The following is a 20,627-nucleotide window of genomic DNA, read 5'->3' on the forward strand; positions in this document are numbered from 1 at the left end:
ATATAGGTGAGGTGATAAAGATATGGTAAACCAAGACAAACAATCAGTTAATCCATCAAAAAATTTTGTGCTGCCATTTATTTTATTGCTTCTTAGCAAATTTTCTCTTCACGGATATGAACTTAGCCAAAAGCTGGAGACATTCGGATTTAAGACCCTTGATCAAGGGAACTTGTACAGGATGCTACGACAACTTGAAAAGGATGAACTTGTTTCATCAGAATGGGATACAACAGGAAGCGGGCCGGCCAAAAGAAGATATTCTATTACAAAAGCTGGTATCACATACTTAAAGGGCTATGCCAATCAACTAGAAACCTATCAATCAATCTTAGATCAATTCTTTAAGATGTATTCTAGTTTTCTTGAGCTCTATATTCCTTCATTTCAGAAGAGGGATCCAATAGAGAAAGTAAATAATAGTAGGAGGAGGAAGAACGATGGCACAGAAGAAAAGTGAAACGGTTGTGGCTGGTGATGAAAAAGTCATTCCATCACCAGAAGAGTCGAAGGCCGTAGGTTCATTTGTTACCACATTTTGGGATCAGTATGAGCAATCACGCGAACGTGCAGAGCATATTCGGGAAAAACGAGAGGATGCTTATATTAATGCATTAAGGGAGGTCATCAAGTTCAATAAACAATACCGTAAATCCATTGCAAAATTGTATGAGCAGACGAAAAAAACAAACAAGGAAATGGTATCTGAACTGGTGCATCAATTTAACTCAGATAAAGAAGAAGTGAATGAAGATGTTCAGGTAAATGATCGTGAAGAATTAAAGAACCAATTGAAAGAAGTATCAGGACAATTGGAGAAACTAGCTCTTACTCCAATTATTTCTATCTTCCAGATTGTCGATCAATTAGAAGATAATTTTGAGAAAAATGCAGAATCAGGTGTAGCATATGCCCGTGATCGAAGAAAGGCATGGCTTCAGGTTCGAAAGGAATATGTTAAGAAAGCAAGAAATACTCATCTAAACCTTGTAGAACGCGGTAAGAACAGTTTTAAAGAACTAGTAAAGACCCAGTAACAATAAATTAATAAGGGGAATTAACAGCTTTGATAAACATAAGCATCCTTTATAAAAGTTAGAACCACAATCTCAATAAAAAATATGAGGTTGTGGTTTTTTATTTATTATCATTTTAGCAAATTTTGTAATAACAGAAGAAGCGATGCATCAATGGCATCGCTTCTTCTTATTGTGGAGTCCTAATTATTAACTTTTCTAAAACTGCTTTCATATAAACGAGTTCTTCCTTGCTTTTAGGTTCCATTTCAACCTGGCCACCCTCATTAAAAGTTAAATTAAATTGGGGTAGGTTTGAGCTATCTGTTGTTACACTGTGGGTCAAAAGTTTTACGTTTTTTAGCCCGATGTTGCCTTTTGACGGGAAATAATTCCCACCAAATACAGCGTTCGTAACCTTTAAGGTTAGGTTATTGAAAAGAACGGAATCTTTAGAAGTCATATCCAGTGTGATCATTCCATTTGGAGTGTTGACCAATTTTTTAATAATAAGACCATCTGCTGAAAGATTTTCAAACGTTAATTCGAGCATGGGCAGGTCTTTTTGTTCGGTTGTATCTCCTACTATCATTTCAGGGGGGTGTAATGTCCCTTCCATTTGCGCAGCTTCAATTATGAAGCCAATAATGGTCTGGTTACTTGCAGAGCTATACTTTGAAGGAACGATCAGGGCACCAATAGTAAGAAATACAATGACTACAAACTTATAAGTATTATTTTTTTGTTTCAATGCTATCACCATTTCTACGAATACTATAAGTACTTTAATTTATTCTGGTAGAGCTTCCTTTCCGGAAGCAACTTCTTTTTCAGCAGTATGATCTCCATTAGATTGTACATGTGACACTTTGTCCGCAATCACAGGTTTCCATGCTATCAGCATCGAACCGCCTATAATCCCAAGAATAGTTCCAATAAGGAATCCGCCTAACGCTCCCATAATTGATAGAACTGATGCAAAAATAGCTAAAATACCGAGCAAGGGCGAAAGTCTTGGCATGATATAGGATAGCACGCCCATTAGCAATGTAAGGCCACCTAAAAAGAAGCCTACAAATAACATATTTCCCGGGGTAGCAGCAAGTTCATAGAGTTGTGCTGGTACGTATAAAATGATTAGTCCTGAAAGGACACACAAGGTCGCCCCCAAAAATGGGCGCCGTGCTCTCCAATTTTTGAACCGCTTACGTTTTGAATAAGTAGAATTCATTTTTATCATCCTTACTCAATTTTCTAGGATTGTTGGTTTATTTGCTGTCTGGGATTTCAAAGTAAACTTTCATATTTGATAAAGTTACCTTATCTTGCCAGAGGTATAATGTTTGCAATTCACCGTTTGTAATGGTGATTGTGTCGGCACCTTGTGTGAATTCTTTTGAAACCTTTTCTAAAGGATTTTCAATATTTCCAACGAAGTTTTCTTTCATTTCCATGTTAGTAAATACTGCATCACCACTAACTACAGTTGCTTTTTGTGTTAGTCCATCAATTTTAACCGGATTCTTTTCATCTTTCGACTCGATGACAACTCTAATAGTACCAAGACCTGGGATTGAAATCTTTTTCGATATTTCCAGGCCATAAATAGTAGCCTCTTTAATTATGTTTACTGCAACCGGGTTATTTTGCCTTGTTCCACCATCTGCAAGCCCACCTAAAAGCTTGAAGTCCTTGCCTATCATTTTGTCAAATTTAACAGTGAATTCTCCAACACCACTTAATGGAACTGCAGCCGCCACACCAGTAACTCCAAACAGCCCAAGAAGAGAGCCCAGAAAGATAAATCCACCTAATAATGCAATTACAAGCCGTTTCTTGACTGTTTGCCCTCCAATAATTACGGTTTCTGCTGCTAAATTCATTCTCATTCCTCCCTTTTTTGTTTTAAAAAGCAAAAGCATTTATAGAAATAAGTAAACGCTTGAGCTATTCGTCACAATTTTATGACAAATCAACTGAATTAGAAATCCCTACATTTGTAGGTGGTTTTTTCTCCTTAAAAAATGGGAAGACAGGACATGACAAAATATTTAAAAAGGTAGAAAATAAGCAGGAATTTTAATGTGTTTAGATGAATTCTTATTAAAGAACAAACTGTTATAATACAAAGGAAATAACAGCCTAGATTTTCATGGAAGGGTGTGTACTGGAATGTCAAAGTCTTTAAACCACCATTTGAATAATCTATTAAATGATGCTGTTAAAATGTTAAGTCATTATCAAAATGACCTTTTACAAGAATGGAGCCAATTGCTCCAATCGCTGAAAAACACGAATAAAAAATCTATTGTGGTTTTTGAATTTATAAGTGAATTTTTTGTAAGGTTTTTACGGTCAGTTCATCAAGGAACCGTAGATATTTACCGGATGTTAAATGAAATTCAGGAGGAATGGTTTGCACATTTTCAACAGAGTCCGGAACCAGAAGCGCTGATCTTCCATCTAAATTTGTTGGAAAACGCTGCCCATAAGGTTTTAAAATCAAGGATTGCTTACTCATCTAAGCTACATCCTTCTGTCCATTATTTATTTTCGAAAATTAGTGAAGTAATGCTTTTTCAAACAGAAAAAGAGAATTATAGTATTTGGAAGGATGCAGTTATCTTATTTAATGAGTGGCTCATCCGCTCGCAAAATTTTAAGGAGTCGGTTGAGAATATTTGCTTTGGTTTTGGCTATTTTCTTCCCTTTGAACGGTGCGCCCTTTTTAAGTTTACCAATAAGGAAAGTGTAGGGGTTGGCTTATTTGGACATCATTTAAATACAGAAGAGATTCAAGCGATTGCAGAAAAAATTACCAATATACCTGTGTTGAATGAAAGTCTTGTGAAATTAAAATCACAAGGGCATGAAATGAAAAATTTCCAGCCTATTTATATACCTTTTGCAGAACAAGATCTTCCAAAAAAGTATGTGAAAAAATTTGAACTTACTTCTTTAATTATTGTTCCCATCTATGTTCCAGAGGAAGGGAAAATAATTGGTGGGGTGGTATTAGATCAAGGCCCAGGTAAGCATTTTATTATGGATACAAGTCTATTTCCTGCGCTGATGAAATTTGGGCAAAGCTCTGGAGAATTGCTGTCAAAGTTTATCAAAGCAGATATTAAAAAGCAAGATTTACCAGCAGGGGATTCTATTTCATTGTCACCTAGGGAAACAGAAATTATTAAGCTATTAGCAGATGGTGCTTCTACTGCAGAGGCGGCATTTAAGCTTTATTTAAGTGAATTTACGGTAAGAGACTATATATCAAATATCATGAAAAGACTTAATGCGCAAAATAGGACTGAAGTAGCTGTTAAAGCAATTCGAATGGGAATAATCGACTGAAGTAATCGTGAACAGGTTTATTTTATTTTGTAAATGTGGCATTATTAATTGGCCACATTTTATTTTTTTGCGTGTTTGAGAAATAATACCTGAAACTTTGAAGATATAATTGCGTTTTACTAGGTGTTAGCTTAAATTACAAAAATATGAAAAAATTAATTTTGCCAGTCAAGTTAGTTTGTGAGAAAATATGATAGTTATTTACTTGTTCTGACGCAAATAAAGTTAGGAGATATGACTACATGGATTTACTTATGATAATAAAAGCGATTATTTTAGGGTTAGTAGAAGGTTTAACAGAGTTTGCACCGGTATCATCAACTGGACATATGATTATTGTCGATGATATGTGGCTTCAATCTGAAAAGTTTTTAACGATGCACGGAGCTAACACCTTTAAAGTGGTCATTCAGCTTGGTTCAATTCTTGCTGTTGTCGTTACTTTTAAAGATCGATTTATCGATTTGTTAAGTTTAGGGCGCCTCAATAAGGATAAAGTTGGAAGTGGGGGCCGTCTTAAATTAACACAGGTTATTGTTGGTTTGATTCCTGCAGGTGTGCTTGGAGTCCTCTTTAATGATTATATTGATGATCACTTATTTTCAACGGCTACTGTTCTAATTGGATTAGTGGTAGGCGCCTTGTTAATGATTGTTGCTGATATCTATGGCCCAAAAAATCCAAAAGCGCAAACAGTTGATCAGATTTCATACGGACAAGCATTAGCGGTTGGTCTTTTTCAATGTTTTTCACTGTGGCCTGGGTTTTCACGGTCTGGTTCGACCATATCAGGCGGGGTACTGATGGGGATGAGCCATCGTGCAGCCGCTGACTTTACCTTCATCATGGCGGTACCGATTATGGCCGGGGCTAGTTTTCTTTCATTATTGAAAAACTGGGAATATATGACGATGGATGCATTGCCAATATTTATTGCAGGATTTATTAGCGCCTTTATTTTTGCATTAATATCCATTCGCTTTTTCTTAAAGCTAATAAATAAAATTAAGCTTTTACCATTTGCAATATATCGAATTGTTTTAGCGTTGGTCATTTATCTTATTTTCTTTTAAATTTTCAGGGCGGTTCTCTTACAGGGTGCTGCCCTATTTATTTTTAATTATTAACTGTCAGCAAAAAGTTGACAGTTTTTTTTATATGAATGGCAGCTACTCCTTTGTACTTGCGTTACAGCTTGTAAATGGGGGAATGTTCTATGATGTTTGTCCTAATTGGGAGTAAAAGGGTAAATGCCCATTAAACGCTCATTTGGATAAATCCCTCTTTTCAGGGAGAGAGGAGCCTATACCATCTAGTTAGAATAGAATAATTTAAAATAAGGTATGTATTTGAAGGCAATGGAAGGAGGGAAAGTATGGAAAAGAGTCGATGTGGACAGTGTATTTGTCACGACATGGAACAACTGCTTGAGGAGCAACAGAAGCTAAATTTTGAAGGCTTTCGTTTCATTTGCGATAAATTTGGGTATGACACGATTCCATTTATCCTCTCAAATGGGGAATGTTCATTTGAAACTTTTGGGGTAACGATGTATGGAAAATTTTTCACTACACAAGTTTTTAGGTTAGAAAATCTTGACCTAAGACATTGTTGCGCAACGCTATCACTTCTGATGCCAGTAGATATGGATGGCTGCCCGGTGGAGTTATGTAATGATGTGTATTCGCTGCTAAAAACTGATACCTGTATGATTGTTGATTTGACCTGTTTTTGTACGATTCAGCCTTTATCCCCCAAATTAGTTAACAGAGAACTGCCCATTATTGAGCCGAAATGTTAAAAAATGGATTAGGGTCTGCTGTATTCCAGTTTGAAGGGCGGACCCTAATAATTTTTTTAGAAAGGCTAAAAATACACGAATCCTTCCTTCAACGCGACACAGTTTTAAAAGTATATCCTAAACCATTTTACCACCAGTGCCAAGAATATAGGACAAACATTCATTATGGATAAAAGCGTATATGCAAATGGGCTTATTCTTTTTTTTCAAAACTAATTAATATGGATATGTGTCTATCGCACATTTTTATCTAGGTGAATAGGATATATGGAATTCAATAAAGGAGGTAATGTTAATGTCTGGTGCTGTAGGTGGCTTTGGCAGCGGATTTGCCCTACTTGTCGTCTTGTTTATTTTGTTAGTCATTATCGGGGCTTCTTGGGGTTGCTGTTTCTATTAATATAAAAAAGGAGGAAATATAATGTTTGGATATGGTGGTTTTGGAGGATATGGCTACGGTGGTTGTGGTTGCGGATTTGGCGGTGGTTTCGCATTAATCGTGGTATTGTTTATCCTTCTGATTATTGTCGGTGCAGCTTGCTTTAGATGGTAATCAGATAAGCTCCAGTGCCAAAAGCGCTGGAGCTTTAAAGTTTTCTAAGTAATAATTCAGAAAAAAACCGCCTGGAGCGGAAATCAACAGATAAGGTTAAAAGAGCCAATGAAAAAAACCAGATGAAAAAATTAATCATCTGGCTTTTGTTTACTTTAAGCGAAAACAAGACTTTCAGTGATATTATTCGATTTTCCCCAAACAATTTCTTCCACTTCAGAGCCTTCTAATGTTTCTTTCTTTAATAATGCATCAACTAATTGCTGATACTGATGTTGATGTTCATTGATTAGGATTTCAGCTTTTTCTAAGCCTTTTGTAAAGAGTTCCTGCATTTTTGTTTCTTTATCCTGTTTACTGAATGTCAATGTAAAACCATCCTGAAGCATTCCGGTATCCACCATCTGTTCGATGATATGTTTTGCCTGCTGGACGTCGCCGCTAACACCGATACTATGTTCACCAAGAAACATTCTTTCAGCAACACCACCAGCCAAAACCATGGCAACACGGTCGAGCAGATCAGAGGTTGTCGACAATTGCAGCTCCTTTGGAATTGGTGCTACATAACCAAGAGCCTCTCCGCGAGGGATAATCGTAGCCTTTCTAACGGAACCAGGCTTAGTTAACGATGCGACAATAGCATGTCCTGCCTCATGGATGGCAACCCTTCGTTTCGTTTCAAGATCTTGTAAAGAACGAGAGGTGCTTCCAAGAATGGTCCGGTCAAGGGCATAATCAAGGTCCTGCTTGTAAATCATATCTTGTCCATTTCTTACTGCTCGTCTGCTTGCAGTTTCAAAAAGGGACTGAAGTTCAGCGCCCGAGAATCCTGAAGTACTTTCTGCCAGATCGTCTAAGGAAGCAAGTACATTATCTGCCAGAGATTTCCCTTTCGTATGAATACCAATAATTTCTCTTCTTCCCTTTGTATCAGGAAGTGGTACATGAAAGGAGAAATCAATTCTTCCTGGCCTTAGGAAGGCTTCATCAAGCATGTCTTTTCTATTTGTAGCTGCAATAAACAAAATTCCATCATTAGAATGACCGCCATCAAGCTGAACTAGAAGTTCAGTTAAGGTTTTTTCTGCCTCCTCACCGCCATGTGCCTTTCGTTTACCTGCTAAGGCATCAACTTCATCTATAAAGATAACAGCTGGCCCTTGTTTTCTTGCTGTTTGGAACAAGGACCGTACACGGCTGGCCCCGACTCCAACAAACAGTTCATTAAAAGCAGATCCACTAGCAGAGAAAAAAGCTGCATCTAATTCACGGGCGATTGCTTGAGCTAATAAGGTTTTACCTGTACCGGGAGGCCCGTACAATAGTATTCCTTTAGGTGGTTTAATCCCTAATTTTATTGCACGTTCTGGCTCCTTTAACGTAGAGAGGGTTTGCATTATTTCTTCTTTCATTTCCTCTCCAAGTCCACCTACATCTTCTAATCTTATTGTAGGAAGGGGACGTGACTTTGAGACGCTGTTCTTCATTGAATTAGGAAAACCTAAGCCACCCTTTGTTTTTTGCAAGGCAAAAGCGGTGCCAGCGAGTAATAGAATAATACCGCCCATAATCCACTTTCCATAACGGCTGCTAGTGGAATAAGAATATTCAATATTATATTTTTCAACAAGTTTATCAATCATTTGACTGTTTGGTGGTACATGTGAAACGTATTCTGATTTTCCTGCTTTTATTTCAAGGCTGCCGTCAGCACGTTCAGTAAGAGTAACTGGTTTACCATTTTGAGCTTGAATCGTTTTTTCAACTGAAGAGAATGGAATGGCAACCTCATTATTTAAAGTTTGAACATACCAAACGATCCCTGCAATGACAAAAATAAACATAGTAAACAATGGGATAAACTTTGAAACTATTTTTTTGCTTTGATTCATCCAACCTCATCTCCTTTAACAGGGTCATCTTCTATTATAAAGGAACTTCCAGATAAATGGATGTGGTAATGGGTGGAAGATAAAAAGCGAAAGAAACTACGGAAAAAAAACACACTACCAAAATAAGGAAAGTGTGTTTTAGAAGTCTATGATAATAAGCGAAGATGGGGAATGATTGGCATTAGTACACTTTGAGCAAGGACACCAATACTTACGCCAAGGCTCGATGCTTTACTCCATTTAAAAACATGAACTTTTTCGTCTTTTCCTTCAAACAAAAATAATAGCTGCTCACCTTCTTCAGCAATGCCAATTTTATTAAAAGTAACGTTATTTTGCTGTAGGATAATTTCGAACGCTTTATGTATTAATGCTAAGGACTGTTGATCAAAATTATTAATTTCCATATTTCCTCCTAGGGGAAGCGTATTCTATATTCGTCTACAATCATTATATTATTATACCATAGGGCACAAAAGAAAAAATCAGTGTCAATCAACTGAAATATTGCAAAGTTATCATTTGCGATATAAGATTGAACTTATGAACAAAATTTTTCCTCGCTTTAACGGGCAGTAAACTCTTAAAGCGGGAAAAATAACGATTTCGGTGTTATACTGCCCGTAAAAACCCGATTCGTTCAACTGACCTTAAGAGGAAAAAGATCTCAAACTTAGGGCAGTTTCACTTCATTGTCAAAAGAGAGGAAGACAAGATGGGTAAAAATTTTAGAGAAGACGTTTTAACGCGCCGAACATTTGCAATTATTTCCCACCCGGATGCCGGTAAAACGACACTTACGGAAAAATTATTATTGTTTGGTGGAGCTATTCGTGATGCCGGGACTGTAAAAGCGAAAAAAACAGGGAAATTTGCCACAAGTGACTGGATGGAAATTGAAAAGCAACGTGGAATTTCCGTTACTTCCAGTGTAATGCAATTTGACTATGAAGGATTTCGAGTCAATATTTTAGATACTCCTGGCCACCAGGATTTCAGTGAAGATACGTATAGAACCTTGATGGCTGTCGATAGTGCGGTCATGATTGTCGATTCGGCAAAAGGGATAGAGGAACAAACACTCAAGCTATTTAAAGTATGTCGAATGCGTGGAATTCCTATATTTACGTTTATGAATAAACTAGATCGCCAAGGAAAGGCACCTCTTGAGCTGCTTGCTGAACTAGAGGAAGTTCTTGGAATCGAATCGTATCCTATGAACTGGCCAATCGGAATGGGAAAAGAATTCCTTGGGATTTATGACCGTTTTAACAATCGAGTTGAACAATTTCGTGTAAGTGAGGCTGAGCGATTTATCCCATTAAATGATGATGGGGAAATTGTTGGGGATCATCCATTAAAAACTTCCGGACTTTACGATCAAACACTTGACGAAATCATGTTGCTAAATGAAGCGGGAAATGAGTTTTCAGCTGAAAAAGTGGCTGCCGGCACATTGACACCAGTATTCTTTGGAAGTGCGTTAACAAACTTTGGTGTCCAGACCTTTCTTGAGTCGTATTTGAAATTTGCCCCAGCACCAATGGCGCGCAATTCATCAATTGGAGAAATTGATCCATTAGGTGAACAGTTTTCAGGTTTTGTGTTTAAAATTCAGGCAAATATGAATCCTGCACACCGTGACCGGATTGCCTTTGTGCGAGTTTGTTCAGGGAAATTTGAACGTGGGATGACCGTTAATATTCCACGCTTAGGGAAACAATTGAAGCTTTCCCAATCTACTTCCTTTATGGCGGAAGAACGAAATACGGTGGACGAAGCGGTTAGCGGCGATATTATCGGGTTATACGACACAGGCACTTACCAAATTGGGGATACACTTACCACTGGTAAGGATGATTTTCAATATGAACGATTGCCGCAGTTTACACCAGAATTATATGTTAAGGTCTCGGCTAAAAACGTTATGAAGCAAAAATCATTTTATAAAGGCATCGAGCAGCTTGTTCAAGAAGGGGCAATTCAGCTCTTTAAAACTGCTAGGATGGAAGAGTATTTATTAGGAGCCGTTGGCCAGCTTCAGTTTGAAGTTTTTGAGCATCGGATGAGAAATGAATATAATGCTGAGGTTTTAATGGAACGAATGGGTTCTAAAATTGCACGTTGGGTTGAAAACGATTCGGTGGATGAAAACCTTTCTAATTCACGGAGCCTGTTGGTGAAAGATCGGTATGACCATTTTGTATTTTTATTTGAAAATGAATTTGCACTAAGATGGTTCCAAGAAAAAAACCCTACCATCAAACTGTACAATCCAATGGATCAGCAAGAGTAGAAATACTGAGACTTCTGTCCAAAGACAAAATAGATAAATCAGCAGCGGGAATACTACTCCCGCTGTTTTTTTGCTTAATTATACAACTCGAAAATTTAGATAAATGACTTGAAGGAAGCAGTAATATAGAATACCAAGAGTTTTATATATGAAAGATTTGGTGGGGGAAATTTTGTTACCCTGTTTTTTTTATATGGAAATGGATAAGCTAAATTGAGGAGTATTTTCTGAAATTGCTATATAGAAACGGGATTTTACAATGAAAAAAATGAGCAAATTAGAAGCCGTTTTATGGAATATTGCATTTCCTGGTTTCAGTCAATTGTTAACAGGCCATTATATCAAAGGTGTATCATTTGTTGTCTTAGAATTTGTTATGAATATTAATAGTCGCTTTAATCAGGCAATCATGTATAGTTTCTTAGGAGAAATAGGAAAGGCTGAGGCGGTCACAAACTACCAATGGCTTATGTTTTATCCATGTATTTATATGTTTTCTATGTGGGATGGCTACCGTTCAGCCATGCCTGCGGATGAAAAATATTCCTATTTTCCTTTTGTTTTTTGTGCATACTTTGTCACCGTTGGTTTAATGGTATCTCCAAAAGTGACGATTTTTCGAATACACCCAGGTCCAGTTTTTTTACCGGTGCTATTTTTAATTCCAGGACTGTTAATTGGGTTTTTATTAAAATTTTTATTAACTAAAAAACTTCATACTAAACAATTATCATAATGCTTTAAATCAGGATTTTCTGGTTTGAAGCATTTTTTGTTTTAAAAAAAATACTTATAAACCCCCATAAACTATTTCAGATGAAACGTACCTTTGTAGTGAAAAGCGGCCGCAAAAATTATCGAGGTGAAGGAATTGGTGATGCTGACAAGTCTATAAGAATTGAACAAAATCACAAAATGTGTCTTTGAAAAAATCAGTTAACATTGACTTTCGATAATAGGAAAGATGAAAAGCAGCAAGTGAAAGATAAAAAGTAAGAAGCAAAGAAAATAAACAGGAAGTTAAAAAAGAATATTACGTAACAGAAATCATGAATTCCGTAAACAATAAACCGGAAAAGGTAGCCATTCTTGAAGGCTATTTTTTTCAAAATGCTTACCCGAAAAAAGTCAAAAATAACATTTTTATGTTATAATTGGTCGAATCGAGGTGAGCAAATGCTAAGTTTATTGTTTATGACCAAGAAGAAAAAAAGAACTCTGGAAGAAACGGTTCTTTTAATTCAGCAAGGTGATCGCCACTTGCTTGATGAACTAATTGATGCTTATAAGCCTTTTATTGCAAAAACAGTATCTTCCGTTTGTAGACGATATATATATGAATCCGATGATGAATTTAGCATTGGTCTTATCGCATTTAACGAAGCTATTGATAAATATTCTAAAGAGCGAGGCAGTTCTCTATTGAGTTTTTCAGAAGTGATCATCAGACGAAGGGTTATTGACTATATTCGTAAACAGACAAAAAATCAACATATTAGTATCGACATAACCAATACAAGTCAAGATGAAGACTCAGCAGGATCAGTCATAGTTAATGAACTATCTCTTGATGATTTCCATAAAAAGAATGATGAGAAATTAAGAAAAGACGAAATTCTTAATTTTCAAAAATTATTAACCACCTTTGATTTAAGCTTTAGCGACTTAGTTGAAAATTCACCCAAGCATGCTGATGCTAGGAAAAGCGCCATTATGACGGCGAAAATGATAGTCGAAAACCCGGAACTGAAGGAATTATTATTTGAAAAAAAGCGGCTTCCCATTAAACAATTAGAAAAAATGGTGAAGGTAAGCAGAAAGACGATTGAACGGAACCGAAAATATATTATTGCGATTGCACTAATATTATCTAATGATTATGTGTATATGAAGGATTATATAAAGGGGGTTCTAGATAAATGAAAAAAGGAATTATAATGGAAATAGATGATGCTTTTTTAACGCTTTTAACCCCCGAAGGTGAGTTTTTCCGTACAAGGAGACAAGACCACCCTTATTCGATCGGTGAAGAAATTCACTTTTTCCCGATTGAAAGCAAAAAATCTGCTAAATCATTAGATTCATTAAAGAATTTATTTTCATTAAAAACGGTCTGGGTCGTGATGGCAGCTTTATTCATTTTTCTTGGCTCATTTATCCCACTTTATCAAAATAATAACGCATATGCCTATATGTCTATTGACGCGAATCCAAGTATTGAGCTTGGAGTAAATAAAAAAATGCAGGTTGTTGAGTTAACTGGTTTCAATAAAGAAGGAAAGAAAATCATTTCAAATCTTAACGATTGGAAGAAAAAAGATGTTTCTAAATTAACAAAGTCCATTCTAGTTGAAATGAAAAATGCAGGTTTTATTACAAATAATGAACAGGTCATTATATCTACAGTGCGGACAAAACAGCCTGAGGAAAAGGCGGAAAAAGATCTGCAAATGAATATGAGTAAGATCAAAGACGCTGTCAATAATCAGCAGTTAAATCTTACATTACTAACAGCTACTGAAAGTGATCGGGAAAAAGCACATGAACTTGGCATATCAACAGGAAAATACCAAGAAAAAAAGAATCAGTCATCGCAAAAGAAGAAACTAAAGTCAATTGAGAAAGAGCAAAAACAAAATTCTCTATCATCAGAGGATGATAAGGTGATTCCACCTGGACAATTGAAAAAACAGTTAGAAAATAGCGCTGATCAAAACTCAGGATTAACTGAAAACCCTGTTAATGAAACGAATCGTTCGGAAGAAACTTCGATCCCTCCAGGGCAATTGAAAGAAGCAGATGAAGAACAATGGAAACAAAATCAGGGACAATCCAAAAAACAAGTTCAACAACAAGAAAATACATACCAACCAAATAAGTGGGATCAGAAACAACAAGAGAAACAGAATGAAAAACTAGAGAAACAGAATGAGAAACTAGAGAAACAGAATGAGAAACAAAAAGAAAAACAAAAAGAGAAACAAAATGATTCTAATCAGAATAATCAAGGGAATCAGAAAGGTCATAAAAATAAGTAAAAGTCCGGTATATAACCGGACTTTTTTCCATAACTATTTAATTATTGTTTGGTAAACTGGCCAGACATTTGGGCTTGTGCTTGTTGTACAAGCCTTTTCGTTATCTCGCCGCCTACGGATCCGTTTGCTCTTGATACTGTATCTGAACCTAATTGTACGCCAAATTCTTGGGCAATTTCGTATTTTACCTGATCTAAATACTGCTCAATCCCAGGTACTAATAATTTGTTTCTGCTATTTGCCATGCTGTTCAACTCCTTAATTCATACAGAGATTTTTACCTCTGTAAATGTATTATTTATTTACTGTGTTATTTTCATAAGTGGTAATGTTTTGCCAAACTGGATATTTAATCTGTCCCCTTACTAACATCATTTGTAGGATGCATAAAGGGGGAGGCTTGAGGTTGTCTTTTTCTTTCAAGTAGCTCGCGATTTTCCGTTGTATTCCAGCCAATATCATTCGTAGGGTGAACCCACTCATCTCCGGCCATTATCGAGGGGTCTGTATCCTTTGTCCAGTTCTCTAAAGGAGAATTTTCTGAGGCATACATACTGTCACCAATGGTCACACCATGTTTATTGATAAAAGGAACCTGCATATTGATACCAGTACCTTCAAAGCTTGGAGCATTGATTTGATGTGGCATCGTTTCATTGATAGTTAAATGCTCAGAAGACTTTTTGTTTTTTTGTTTTTTCATTTTTGTACACTCCCTTTTTCCTATTATTTTTCTGAGTTAACATCATTTTTATTTATGAAAAATAAGGAAAGGAATGATTCATCCCGTTTTGTTTAAAACTAAAGGTGTATGAATAACAAATAGGAGGATTAGGATATGACAAAACGAAAGGCAGAATTTGATGCAGTAACAAAATATACAAAGACTCCTCATAAAAATGTCCAGGAAAGTGAATTTTCAGCAGAATTCACCGATAATAATAATGCTATTCGATTTGCAAACCGTAATTCAAAGTTAGGAAAAAAGAATAGAAGCTAATGGGTAGCCGTAGAAAAACACTTCCACGCATACCTGTTGAGGAAATCAGTGTTGAAATTGGCGATGTAAACGGAGTTAAGCTTTATGAAACGAAAAAGAAAAATAAAAACAAATCTCGGAAAGAAAAATAAGCCGGAGCATCCGGCTTATTTTTGGGCTTTAAACGCAAAAATCAGTGTTTGGTCATTTGTCGGGTTAAAGTAAGCTAATAAATTTGTGGGGTGACTTGTGATCTCTCCAGTTGTTAAATACATCTCTAAATCAAAGGATAGTTCTTCAAGTAAGGTATGTTTAAACAATTCTTTTTCATCGAGATTCAGTTCGAGAAAATCCTTTCCTAAAAGATTTGGATTCTCGAGGATCTGTTTAAACAAAACTGTCCGCTTATTCTTATCTATTCTTGCTTCCCACCAAGGCTTTCTAGGCTTGTATTTATGGTTTTTTAAATAATCATATTTCATTAGCCCAAAGATTACATCAAGATGTTCAGTGGATTTCTCCTCAAGAAAGGAGTATAAGCGGCGGAATAAATCTTCCAGCTGGTGGCCGATTCTAGACCATCCCCGTTCATCCCAATAGGAACCAAAATCCTGGAAGAAATCAAATGGAGAAGGGAAAACATTTGTAACTAAATATTCCACCGTAAAATCCATTCGATGGTCGTTCCAGTATTTCTCCAAAACGTCCTCCACTTGTTTAATTCTAACAATATCATCAAATGATAGGACATTATTGCTTAAGATTTCATATGGGGAATGATCCATATATACATATTGATGTTCTGCTGCACGAAGCCGTATTCCTGTTCCGCGTAACATTTTCAAAAAACCTAATTGTAATTCTTCAGGTCTCATTTCAAAAACATCGTTGAATGTTTTGCGGAAAGATGAATAGTCCTCTTCTGGCAGACCGGCAATCAAATCGAGATGCTGATCAATTTTGTTTCCTTCTTTTACCATTGTGACCGTTCTGGTCAGCTTTGAAAAATTTTGCTTGCGCATGACAAGCTCATTTGTATAGTCGTTAGTTGACTGAACGCCAATTTCAAAGCGGAAGAGTCCCTTTGGTGCCTCTTGATTAAGAAATTCAATTACCTCCGGACGCATTATATCAGCGGTAATTTCAAATTGGAACACAGTTCCGGGAAGATGTTCATCAATGAGAAAGCGGAACATTTCCATTGCATAGCTTCTACTAATATTAAAGGTTCGGTCAACAAACTTAATGGTTTTTGCTCCATTTTTCATTAAATAACGAATATCGGATTTTATTTTTTCCCTGTCAAAATATCTTACCCCGACTTCAATGGAGGAAAGACAAAACTGGCAGCTAAATGGGCAACCCCTGCTTGTTTCAATATAGGTGACTCTTTTTCCTAAATCTTGAATGTCTTCTGGGAAACGGTATGGTGATGGAAGTTCTTTAAGATCAAGCTTATTCATTTGCGGGGTGATCTTCACTTTTCCATCTTCACGATAGGCAATTCCGTGGACATTGCGATAGTTTTTAGTTGTTTCGATTTCATTAAGCAACTGCTTAAAGGTTAGTTCCCCCTCGCCGATGACAATAAAATCGACATCAGGTGACTTTTCCATCCATTCAGCTGTATCGTATGTTACTTCTGGTCCTCCTAATACGATAATGATAGTTGGATCCACTTTCTTAAGCATATTTACTACTTTGAGCGTTTCTTCGATGTTCCATATATAGCAGCTGAACCCAATCACCGTTGGTTTTGCCTGATAAAGATCAGAGACAATATTCATGACTGGATCCTTGATGGTGTATTCCTTCATTTGGATCGTAAATTCCGGAGCGGCATAAGCCTTTAAATAACGTATTGCTAGGTTTGTATGGATGAACTTTGCATTCAAAGTAGAACAAATGACATTCATAAAAAAGCTCCTTTTTGGTAATAAAACGAAAAATAATTATATCCTATTTTTGACCAAAATGGTAGCGTACAAACGTTTAAGGAATTGAACTTAAATTAATTCCATTTCTAAAGAAAGTCTGTTATATAACAATTTTGGGTCTGTAGTATAATTGGAGGGTTTTGTAAATCCCGGTATATAAATGGTTTTTTACGAAAAACTAATGTGTTACAAAAAATAATGGTAGATGTTTGATTTTTGTCACAGCTAAATAAATGTAAGTGTCCTACAATAACTTTGGGGAAGTAAAAATTTTTATGTCTATTTCGTGAATTTATTTGAACGAAATTAGGGGAGGGACATTATGTCTATATTACCGAAAAAAAATGAACTGGGATTTTTTGAAATCCGTCTAGAATCAATAGGAGGTCTCGGAGCGAATTTAGCCGGAAAGATGTTGGCGGAAGCTGGTGTTCTAAGTCTTGGCTTAAAAGGTTCGAATTTTTCGTCATATGGATCTGAAAAGAAAGGTTCTCCGGTAAAGAGTTTCATTCGCTTTTGTGATCCAGATGTAGAAATTAGAGATCATAGTCCAATCGAACAACCACATATTGTGGGGGTTTTCCATGAGGCACTATATAAAACAGTTAATGTAGTCAGCGGCTTGGATGCTGATGGTATCGTCTTAGTAAATACTGCAAGAGATTTTGATGATGTTAAAACGGATCTCCAGTTGGAATATGGTACGCTAGCAATTGTTGATGCCTTAACGATTGCGGTGGAGGAAAAAACAAAGGTAAATACAGCGATGCTCGGTGCTTTGTATCGTATTTGTGATTTTCTGGATCCGGAATCAATGAGAGATGTGATTCGGAAAACTTTTACAAAGAAATATCCACATCTAGTTGAACCAAATATCCGTACGTTTGACCGTGGCTATAATGAAGTTCAATTTAAAACATATATAGTTCCAGAAGATGCTGAAGGCAAGGCCTTCACACGCCCGTTGCCACAGCTTGGCTACATGACCCAGGAAATCGGCGGTGTCATAGTTTCACAAGCAAATAGTATTTTTAAAGATTTAAGTGGTTCACGTCAAGGATTCATTCCTGAGTTACAACACGAAAAATGCATTCATTGTGCAGCCTGTGATAATGTTTGTCCGGATTTTTGTTTTGTTTGGGAAGAGGGAGAAGATAAACGCGGCAGAAAGCAAATGTTCCTTAAAGGTATTGACTATCAATACTGTAAAGGCTGCTTAAAATGTGTGGAAGCATGTCCAACCAATGCCCTGAGGGATCTTCGTGAAGTGCTTGGGTATGCTGATGAACATCGTGTGAAGCAAAACTTTCCGTATATTACAGGAGGGGTACTCTAATGGCAATGTTAGAAGATAACTTAACTGCTGAAGGTATGGCAGAACAAATATCAACATTTGAGTCAGGAAATGAAATGGCTGCTACTGCTGCCGCTCAAATTAACTATCATATCATGGGCTATTTTCCAATTACACCTTCAACCGAAGTAGCCCAATTTTTAGATCAAATGAAAACACGCGGCGAGCATGATATCAAGTTAATACCTGCAGATGGGGAGCATGGCTCAGCAGGTATTTGTTATGGTGCAGCTGTAACAGGTGCGCGTGTGTTTAATGCTACGAGTGCAAATGGATTCTTATATATGCTTGAACAAATGCCAGTGCAATCAGGAACTCGATTTCCAATGGTTATGAACCTAGTTACCCGTGCTGTCAGCGGACCACTTGATATTCGTGGTGATCACTCCGACCTTTATTATGCACTGAATACAGGATGGGTTATTTTAACAGCTAAAACGCCACAAGCCGTTTATGATATGAATATTATGGCGTTAAAAATTGCAGAACACTCAAAAGTTCGCCTGCCTGTTATTGTTGCTTATGATGGATTTTTTACTTCACACCAAAAACGCAGGGTTGAATTCTTTAAAGACCGTAATGTTGTACAGCAATTTGTTGGTGAATGTCCAACCGATTATAATTTTGTCAGGGATTTGAGCAAGCCGGTAACCATCGGATCTCATATGAGTGGTGATGATTTCATCAACAATCACTTTCAACAATCAGAAGCGATGTACAATGCCGGTGAAGTATTTAAAGAAGTTGCTGCTGAATATGCGAAACTTTCAGGCAGAGAATATCCTGTTCTTGATTTATATAAAATGGAAGATGCAGATGCGGCATTATTCCTATTAAACTCAGCAGCAGAGTCGGCTAAAGATGTTGTGGACCAGTTGCGTGAAAAAGGAATCAAGGCAGGGGTGATCAGCCCTAATATTATCCGCCCATTTCCAGCAAAAGAGATTCGTGAAGCCCTAAGAAATGTAAAAGCATTATTGGTTGGTGAGCGTGCCGATTCTTATGGTGCAAATGGACCTAACTTAACACATGAATTGAAATCGGCGCTACAAGATGACAAGAACAACAAGACAATCGTGTTAAGCCGGGTATTCGGTCTTGGCGGTAAGGACTTCTATGCAAATGATGCTCAGGCTTTCTTTGATATGGCGATAGACGCAATGGAGAAAGGTTATGCTGAAAAGCCGTTCGACTACTATGGTCATGTTCCTGGCAACCTTGAGAAAATTCTTAAACCGGTTATTTTGCCTCAGCATGGTGATGTATTTAAATCGGGTTTAATTGATGTAAAAATGGACGAAGAAACAAATAAGTTAAAGGTGAAAATCCCACCGCTTCGTGCTCTTACAGGAAAACCGAAACGGATAGCATCAGGTCACGGGGCATGTCCGGGATGCGGAATTTTTGCTGGGTTAGAGCTTTTCTTTAAAGGGATAGAAGGTGATATTGTTACCTTATTCCAAACAGGCTGTGCCTATGTAACTACAGCAGGCTATCCAAGCACCTCTCATAAGCAAACGATGATACACAATTTGTTCCAAAATGGCGCTGCAACATTATCTGGTACTCTTGAAGCATTTATGGAATTGAAACGCCGTGGTGAAATCAAAGTATCTGACGATGCAACGTTTGTGATGATCACTGGTGATGGCGGGATGGATATTGGTATGGGCTCTGCGATTGGAACGGCACTAAGAGGTCATAAATTGATTATGCTCGAATATGATAATGAGGGCTACATGAATACTGGGTCACAAATGTCTTATTCTACACCATTGGGTCATATGACAAGCACATCAGGTATAGGAAAAGCCCAGCGCGGAAAAGCATTCCATCATAAAGATACTGCGCAAATCATGGCTGCTACAAATATGCCATACGTGTTTACAGGTTCCGAGGCCTTCCCGCAGGACTTAGTTAAAAAAGGTGCAAAGGCACAATGGTATGCACAAAATGTTGGCACAGTTTACGGAAAAATTCTCATTACATGTCCATTAAACTGGAAATCTGATGACCGTTTCAGTACGAAAATTGTCGAAGCTGCTGTTGATTCTTGCTTCTTCCCACTTTATGAAATAGAGCAAGGAGTTACAACGATTACGTACAATCCAGAGGAAAAGAACAAACGTATTCCACTTTCCGAATGGTTAAAATATATGGGTAAAACAAAACATCTTCTAAAAGACGAAAACAAACCAATTTTAGATGAGTTTGAAGAAGAGGTTGAAATAAGATGGCAGCGCCTAAAGGCTAAACACGAAAATCCGATGTTATAAATAGAAAAGCGGAAGTTTACCGTTTAACGGCGTATGGACTGAAGCAAGACATTTATCGAAGTTTAATAGGGTAAATTCGTTAGAAACGCAAAGCGTACTTTTTTATGCTTTGCGTTTTTGTATTTTAT

23 protein-coding genes are annotated in these 20,627 nt (G+C 37.0%); 15 read left to right on the forward strand and 8 right to left on the reverse strand.

Going from position 1 to position 20,627, the window contains the following annotated elements; all coding sequences use genetic code 11:
• Positions 1–22 precede the first annotated feature (22 nt).
• Both phaQ and QNH20_RS08220 read left to right on the forward strand, forming a co-directional pair.
• Entirely contained in the window at positions 23–460 is a 438-nt protein-coding gene (gene phaQ, locus QNH20_RS08215; protein WP_283922402.1) for a poly-beta-hydroxybutyrate-responsive repressor, read from the forward strand.
• Entirely contained in the window at positions 441–1,037 is a 597-nt protein-coding gene (locus QNH20_RS08220) for a hypothetical protein (protein WP_283922403.1), read from the forward strand. Before phaQ ends, QNH20_RS08220 begins: the two co-directional genes overlap by 20 nt.
• Before the next feature lie 169 nt (positions 1,038–1,206).
• Here QNH20_RS08220 and QNH20_RS08225 read toward each other — a convergent pair whose 3' ends face one another.
• Genes QNH20_RS08225 through QNH20_RS08235 form a run of 3 tightly spaced genes read right to left on the reverse strand, consistent with a single transcriptional unit; the run spans position 1,207 to position 2,899 of the window.
• On the reverse strand, positions 1,207–1,767 hold the full coding sequence (locus tag QNH20_RS08225; RefSeq protein WP_283922404.1) for a hypothetical protein: 561 nt from the start codon (positions 1,765–1,767) through the stop codon (positions 1,207–1,209).
• A gap of 39 nt (positions 1,768–1,806) precedes the next feature.
• Positions 1,807–2,247 (reverse strand): DUF6114 domain-containing protein, encoded by a 441-nt coding sequence (locus QNH20_RS08230; protein ID WP_283922405.1) that lies wholly within the window; start codon positions 2,245–2,247, stop codon positions 1,807–1,809.
• A gap of 37 nt (positions 2,248–2,284) precedes the next feature.
• The gene (locus tag QNH20_RS08235; protein ID WP_283922406.1) at positions 2,285–2,899 is read right to left on the reverse strand and encodes a DUF6230 family protein; all 615 of its coding nucleotides are present in this window, start codon (positions 2,897–2,899) and stop codon (positions 2,285–2,287) included.
• Between the two features lie 289 nt (positions 2,900–3,188).
• Here QNH20_RS08235 and QNH20_RS08240 point away from each other — a divergent pair, with 289 nt between their 5' ends.
• The 5 genes from QNH20_RS08240 to QNH20_RS08260 all read left to right on the forward strand — a co-directional run bounded on the left by QNH20_RS08240 (position 3,189) and on the right by QNH20_RS08260 (position 6,724).
• Positions 3,189–4,370, forward strand: a complete 1,182-nt coding sequence (locus QNH20_RS08240) for a response regulator transcription factor (RefSeq protein ID WP_283922407.1) — start codon at positions 3,189–3,191, stop codon at positions 4,368–4,370.
• Positions 4,371–4,612: 242 nt separating this feature from the next.
• Complete coding sequence (locus QNH20_RS08245; protein WP_283922408.1) at positions 4,613–5,443, forward strand: undecaprenyl-diphosphate phosphatase; 831 nt, start codon at positions 4,613–4,615, stop codon at positions 5,441–5,443.
• A gap of 302 nt (positions 5,444–5,745) precedes the next feature.
• Positions 5,746–6,171: a CotY/CotZ family spore coat protein gene (locus tag QNH20_RS08250; protein ID WP_283922409.1), complete on the forward strand. Its 426-nt coding sequence runs from the start codon at positions 5,746–5,748 to the stop codon at positions 6,169–6,171.
• Positions 6,172–6,466: 295 nt separating this feature from the next.
• Positions 6,467–6,571 carry a YjcZ family sporulation protein gene (locus QNH20_RS08255; protein WP_283922410.1) on the forward strand — a complete coding sequence of 35 codons (105 nt, stop codon included), beginning with the start codon at positions 6,467–6,469 and terminating at the stop codon, positions 6,569–6,571.
• A gap of 21 nt (positions 6,572–6,592) precedes the next feature.
• A complete protein-coding gene (locus QNH20_RS08260) occupies positions 6,593–6,724 on the forward strand; it encodes a YjcZ family sporulation protein (RefSeq protein ID WP_283922411.1) in 132 nt (43 codons plus the stop codon).
• A gap of 155 nt (positions 6,725–6,879) precedes the next feature.
• On the opposite strand, the gene QNH20_RS08265 is transcribed toward QNH20_RS08260, so the two are convergent.
• Both QNH20_RS08265 and QNH20_RS08270 read right to left on the reverse strand, forming a co-directional pair.
• Positions 6,880–8,619 carry an AAA family ATPase gene (locus QNH20_RS08265; RefSeq protein ID WP_283922412.1) on the reverse strand — a complete coding sequence of 580 codons (1,740 nt, stop codon included), beginning with the start codon at positions 8,617–8,619 and terminating at the stop codon, positions 6,880–6,882.
• 146 nt (positions 8,620–8,765) lie between these two features.
• Positions 8,766–9,026, reverse strand: a complete 261-nt coding sequence (locus QNH20_RS08270; RefSeq protein ID WP_283922413.1) for a hypothetical protein — start codon at positions 9,024–9,026, stop codon at positions 8,766–8,768.
• A 308-nt stretch (positions 9,027–9,334) separates the two neighbouring features.
• On the opposite strand from QNH20_RS08270, the gene QNH20_RS08275 reads away from it, so the two are divergent.
• The 4 genes from QNH20_RS08275 (at position 9,335) to QNH20_RS08290 (ending at position 13,953) form a co-directional block, all read left to right on the forward strand.
• Positions 9,335–10,915, forward strand: a complete 1,581-nt coding sequence (locus QNH20_RS08275) for a peptide chain release factor 3 (protein ID WP_283922414.1) — start codon at positions 9,335–9,337, stop codon at positions 10,913–10,915.
• Positions 10,916–11,174: 259 nt separating this feature from the next.
• Positions 11,175–11,651 carry a hypothetical protein gene (locus QNH20_RS08280; protein ID WP_283922415.1) on the forward strand — a complete coding sequence of 159 codons (477 nt, stop codon included), beginning with the start codon at positions 11,175–11,177 and terminating at the stop codon, positions 11,649–11,651.
• Positions 11,652–12,091: 440 nt separating this feature from the next.
• Positions 12,092–12,838 carry an RNA polymerase sigma factor SigI gene (gene sigI / locus QNH20_RS08285; protein WP_283922416.1) on the forward strand — a complete coding sequence of 249 codons (747 nt, stop codon included), beginning with the start codon at positions 12,092–12,094 and terminating at the stop codon, positions 12,836–12,838.
• Entirely contained in the window at positions 12,835–13,953 is a 1,119-nt protein-coding gene (locus QNH20_RS08290) for an anti-sigma factor domain-containing protein (RefSeq protein ID WP_283922417.1), read from the forward strand. Before sigI ends, QNH20_RS08290 begins: the two co-directional genes overlap by 4 nt.
• A gap of 41 nt (positions 13,954–13,994) precedes the next feature.
• Here the strand turns inward: QNH20_RS08290 and QNH20_RS08295 are convergent, their stop codons facing one another.
• The gene (locus QNH20_RS08295) at positions 13,995–14,198 is read right to left on the reverse strand and encodes an alpha/beta-type small acid-soluble spore protein (RefSeq protein WP_283922418.1); all 204 of its coding nucleotides are present in this window, start codon (positions 14,196–14,198) and stop codon (positions 13,995–13,997) included.
• Between the two features lie 104 nt (positions 14,199–14,302).
• On the reverse strand, positions 14,303–14,656 hold the full coding sequence (locus tag QNH20_RS08300; RefSeq protein WP_283922419.1) for a DUF3905 domain-containing protein: 354 nt from the start codon (positions 14,654–14,656) through the stop codon (positions 14,303–14,305).
• 135 nt (positions 14,657–14,791) lie between these two features.
• On the opposite strand from QNH20_RS08300, the gene QNH20_RS08305 reads away from it, so the two are divergent.
• Positions 14,792–14,953 carry a hypothetical protein gene (locus QNH20_RS08305; protein WP_283922420.1) on the forward strand — a complete coding sequence of 54 codons (162 nt, stop codon included), beginning with the start codon at positions 14,792–14,794 and terminating at the stop codon, positions 14,951–14,953.
• Positions 14,953–15,084, forward strand: a complete 132-nt coding sequence (locus tag QNH20_RS08310) for a hypothetical protein (RefSeq protein WP_283922421.1) — start codon at positions 14,953–14,955, stop codon at positions 15,082–15,084. Before QNH20_RS08305 ends, QNH20_RS08310 begins: the two co-directional genes overlap by 1 nt.
• Positions 15,085–15,099: 15 nt before the next feature.
• Here QNH20_RS08310 and QNH20_RS08315 read toward each other — a convergent pair whose 3' ends face one another.
• Positions 15,100–16,848, reverse strand: a complete 1,749-nt coding sequence (locus tag QNH20_RS08315; RefSeq protein ID WP_283922422.1) for a B12-binding domain-containing radical SAM protein — start codon at positions 16,846–16,848, stop codon at positions 15,100–15,102.
• Positions 16,849–17,191: 343 nt separating this feature from the next.
• Here QNH20_RS08315 and QNH20_RS08320 point away from each other — a divergent pair, with 343 nt between their 5' ends.
• Both QNH20_RS08320 and QNH20_RS08325 read left to right on the forward strand, forming a co-directional pair.
• Entirely contained in the window at positions 17,192–18,205 is a 1,014-nt protein-coding gene (locus QNH20_RS08320) for a 2-oxoacid:acceptor oxidoreductase family protein (protein ID WP_283922423.1), read from the forward strand.
• Complete coding sequence (locus QNH20_RS08325; RefSeq protein WP_283922424.1) at positions 18,205–20,499, forward strand: thiamine pyrophosphate-dependent enzyme; 2,295 nt, start codon at positions 18,205–18,207, stop codon at positions 20,497–20,499. The genes QNH20_RS08320 and QNH20_RS08325 overlap by 1 nt, the downstream gene beginning before the upstream one ends.
• Positions 20,500–20,627 lie beyond the last annotated feature (128 nt).

Source organism: Neobacillus sp. WH10 (assembly GCF_030123405.1).
Taxonomy (GTDB): Bacteria; Bacillota; Bacilli; order Bacillales; family Cytobacillaceae; genus Neobacillus.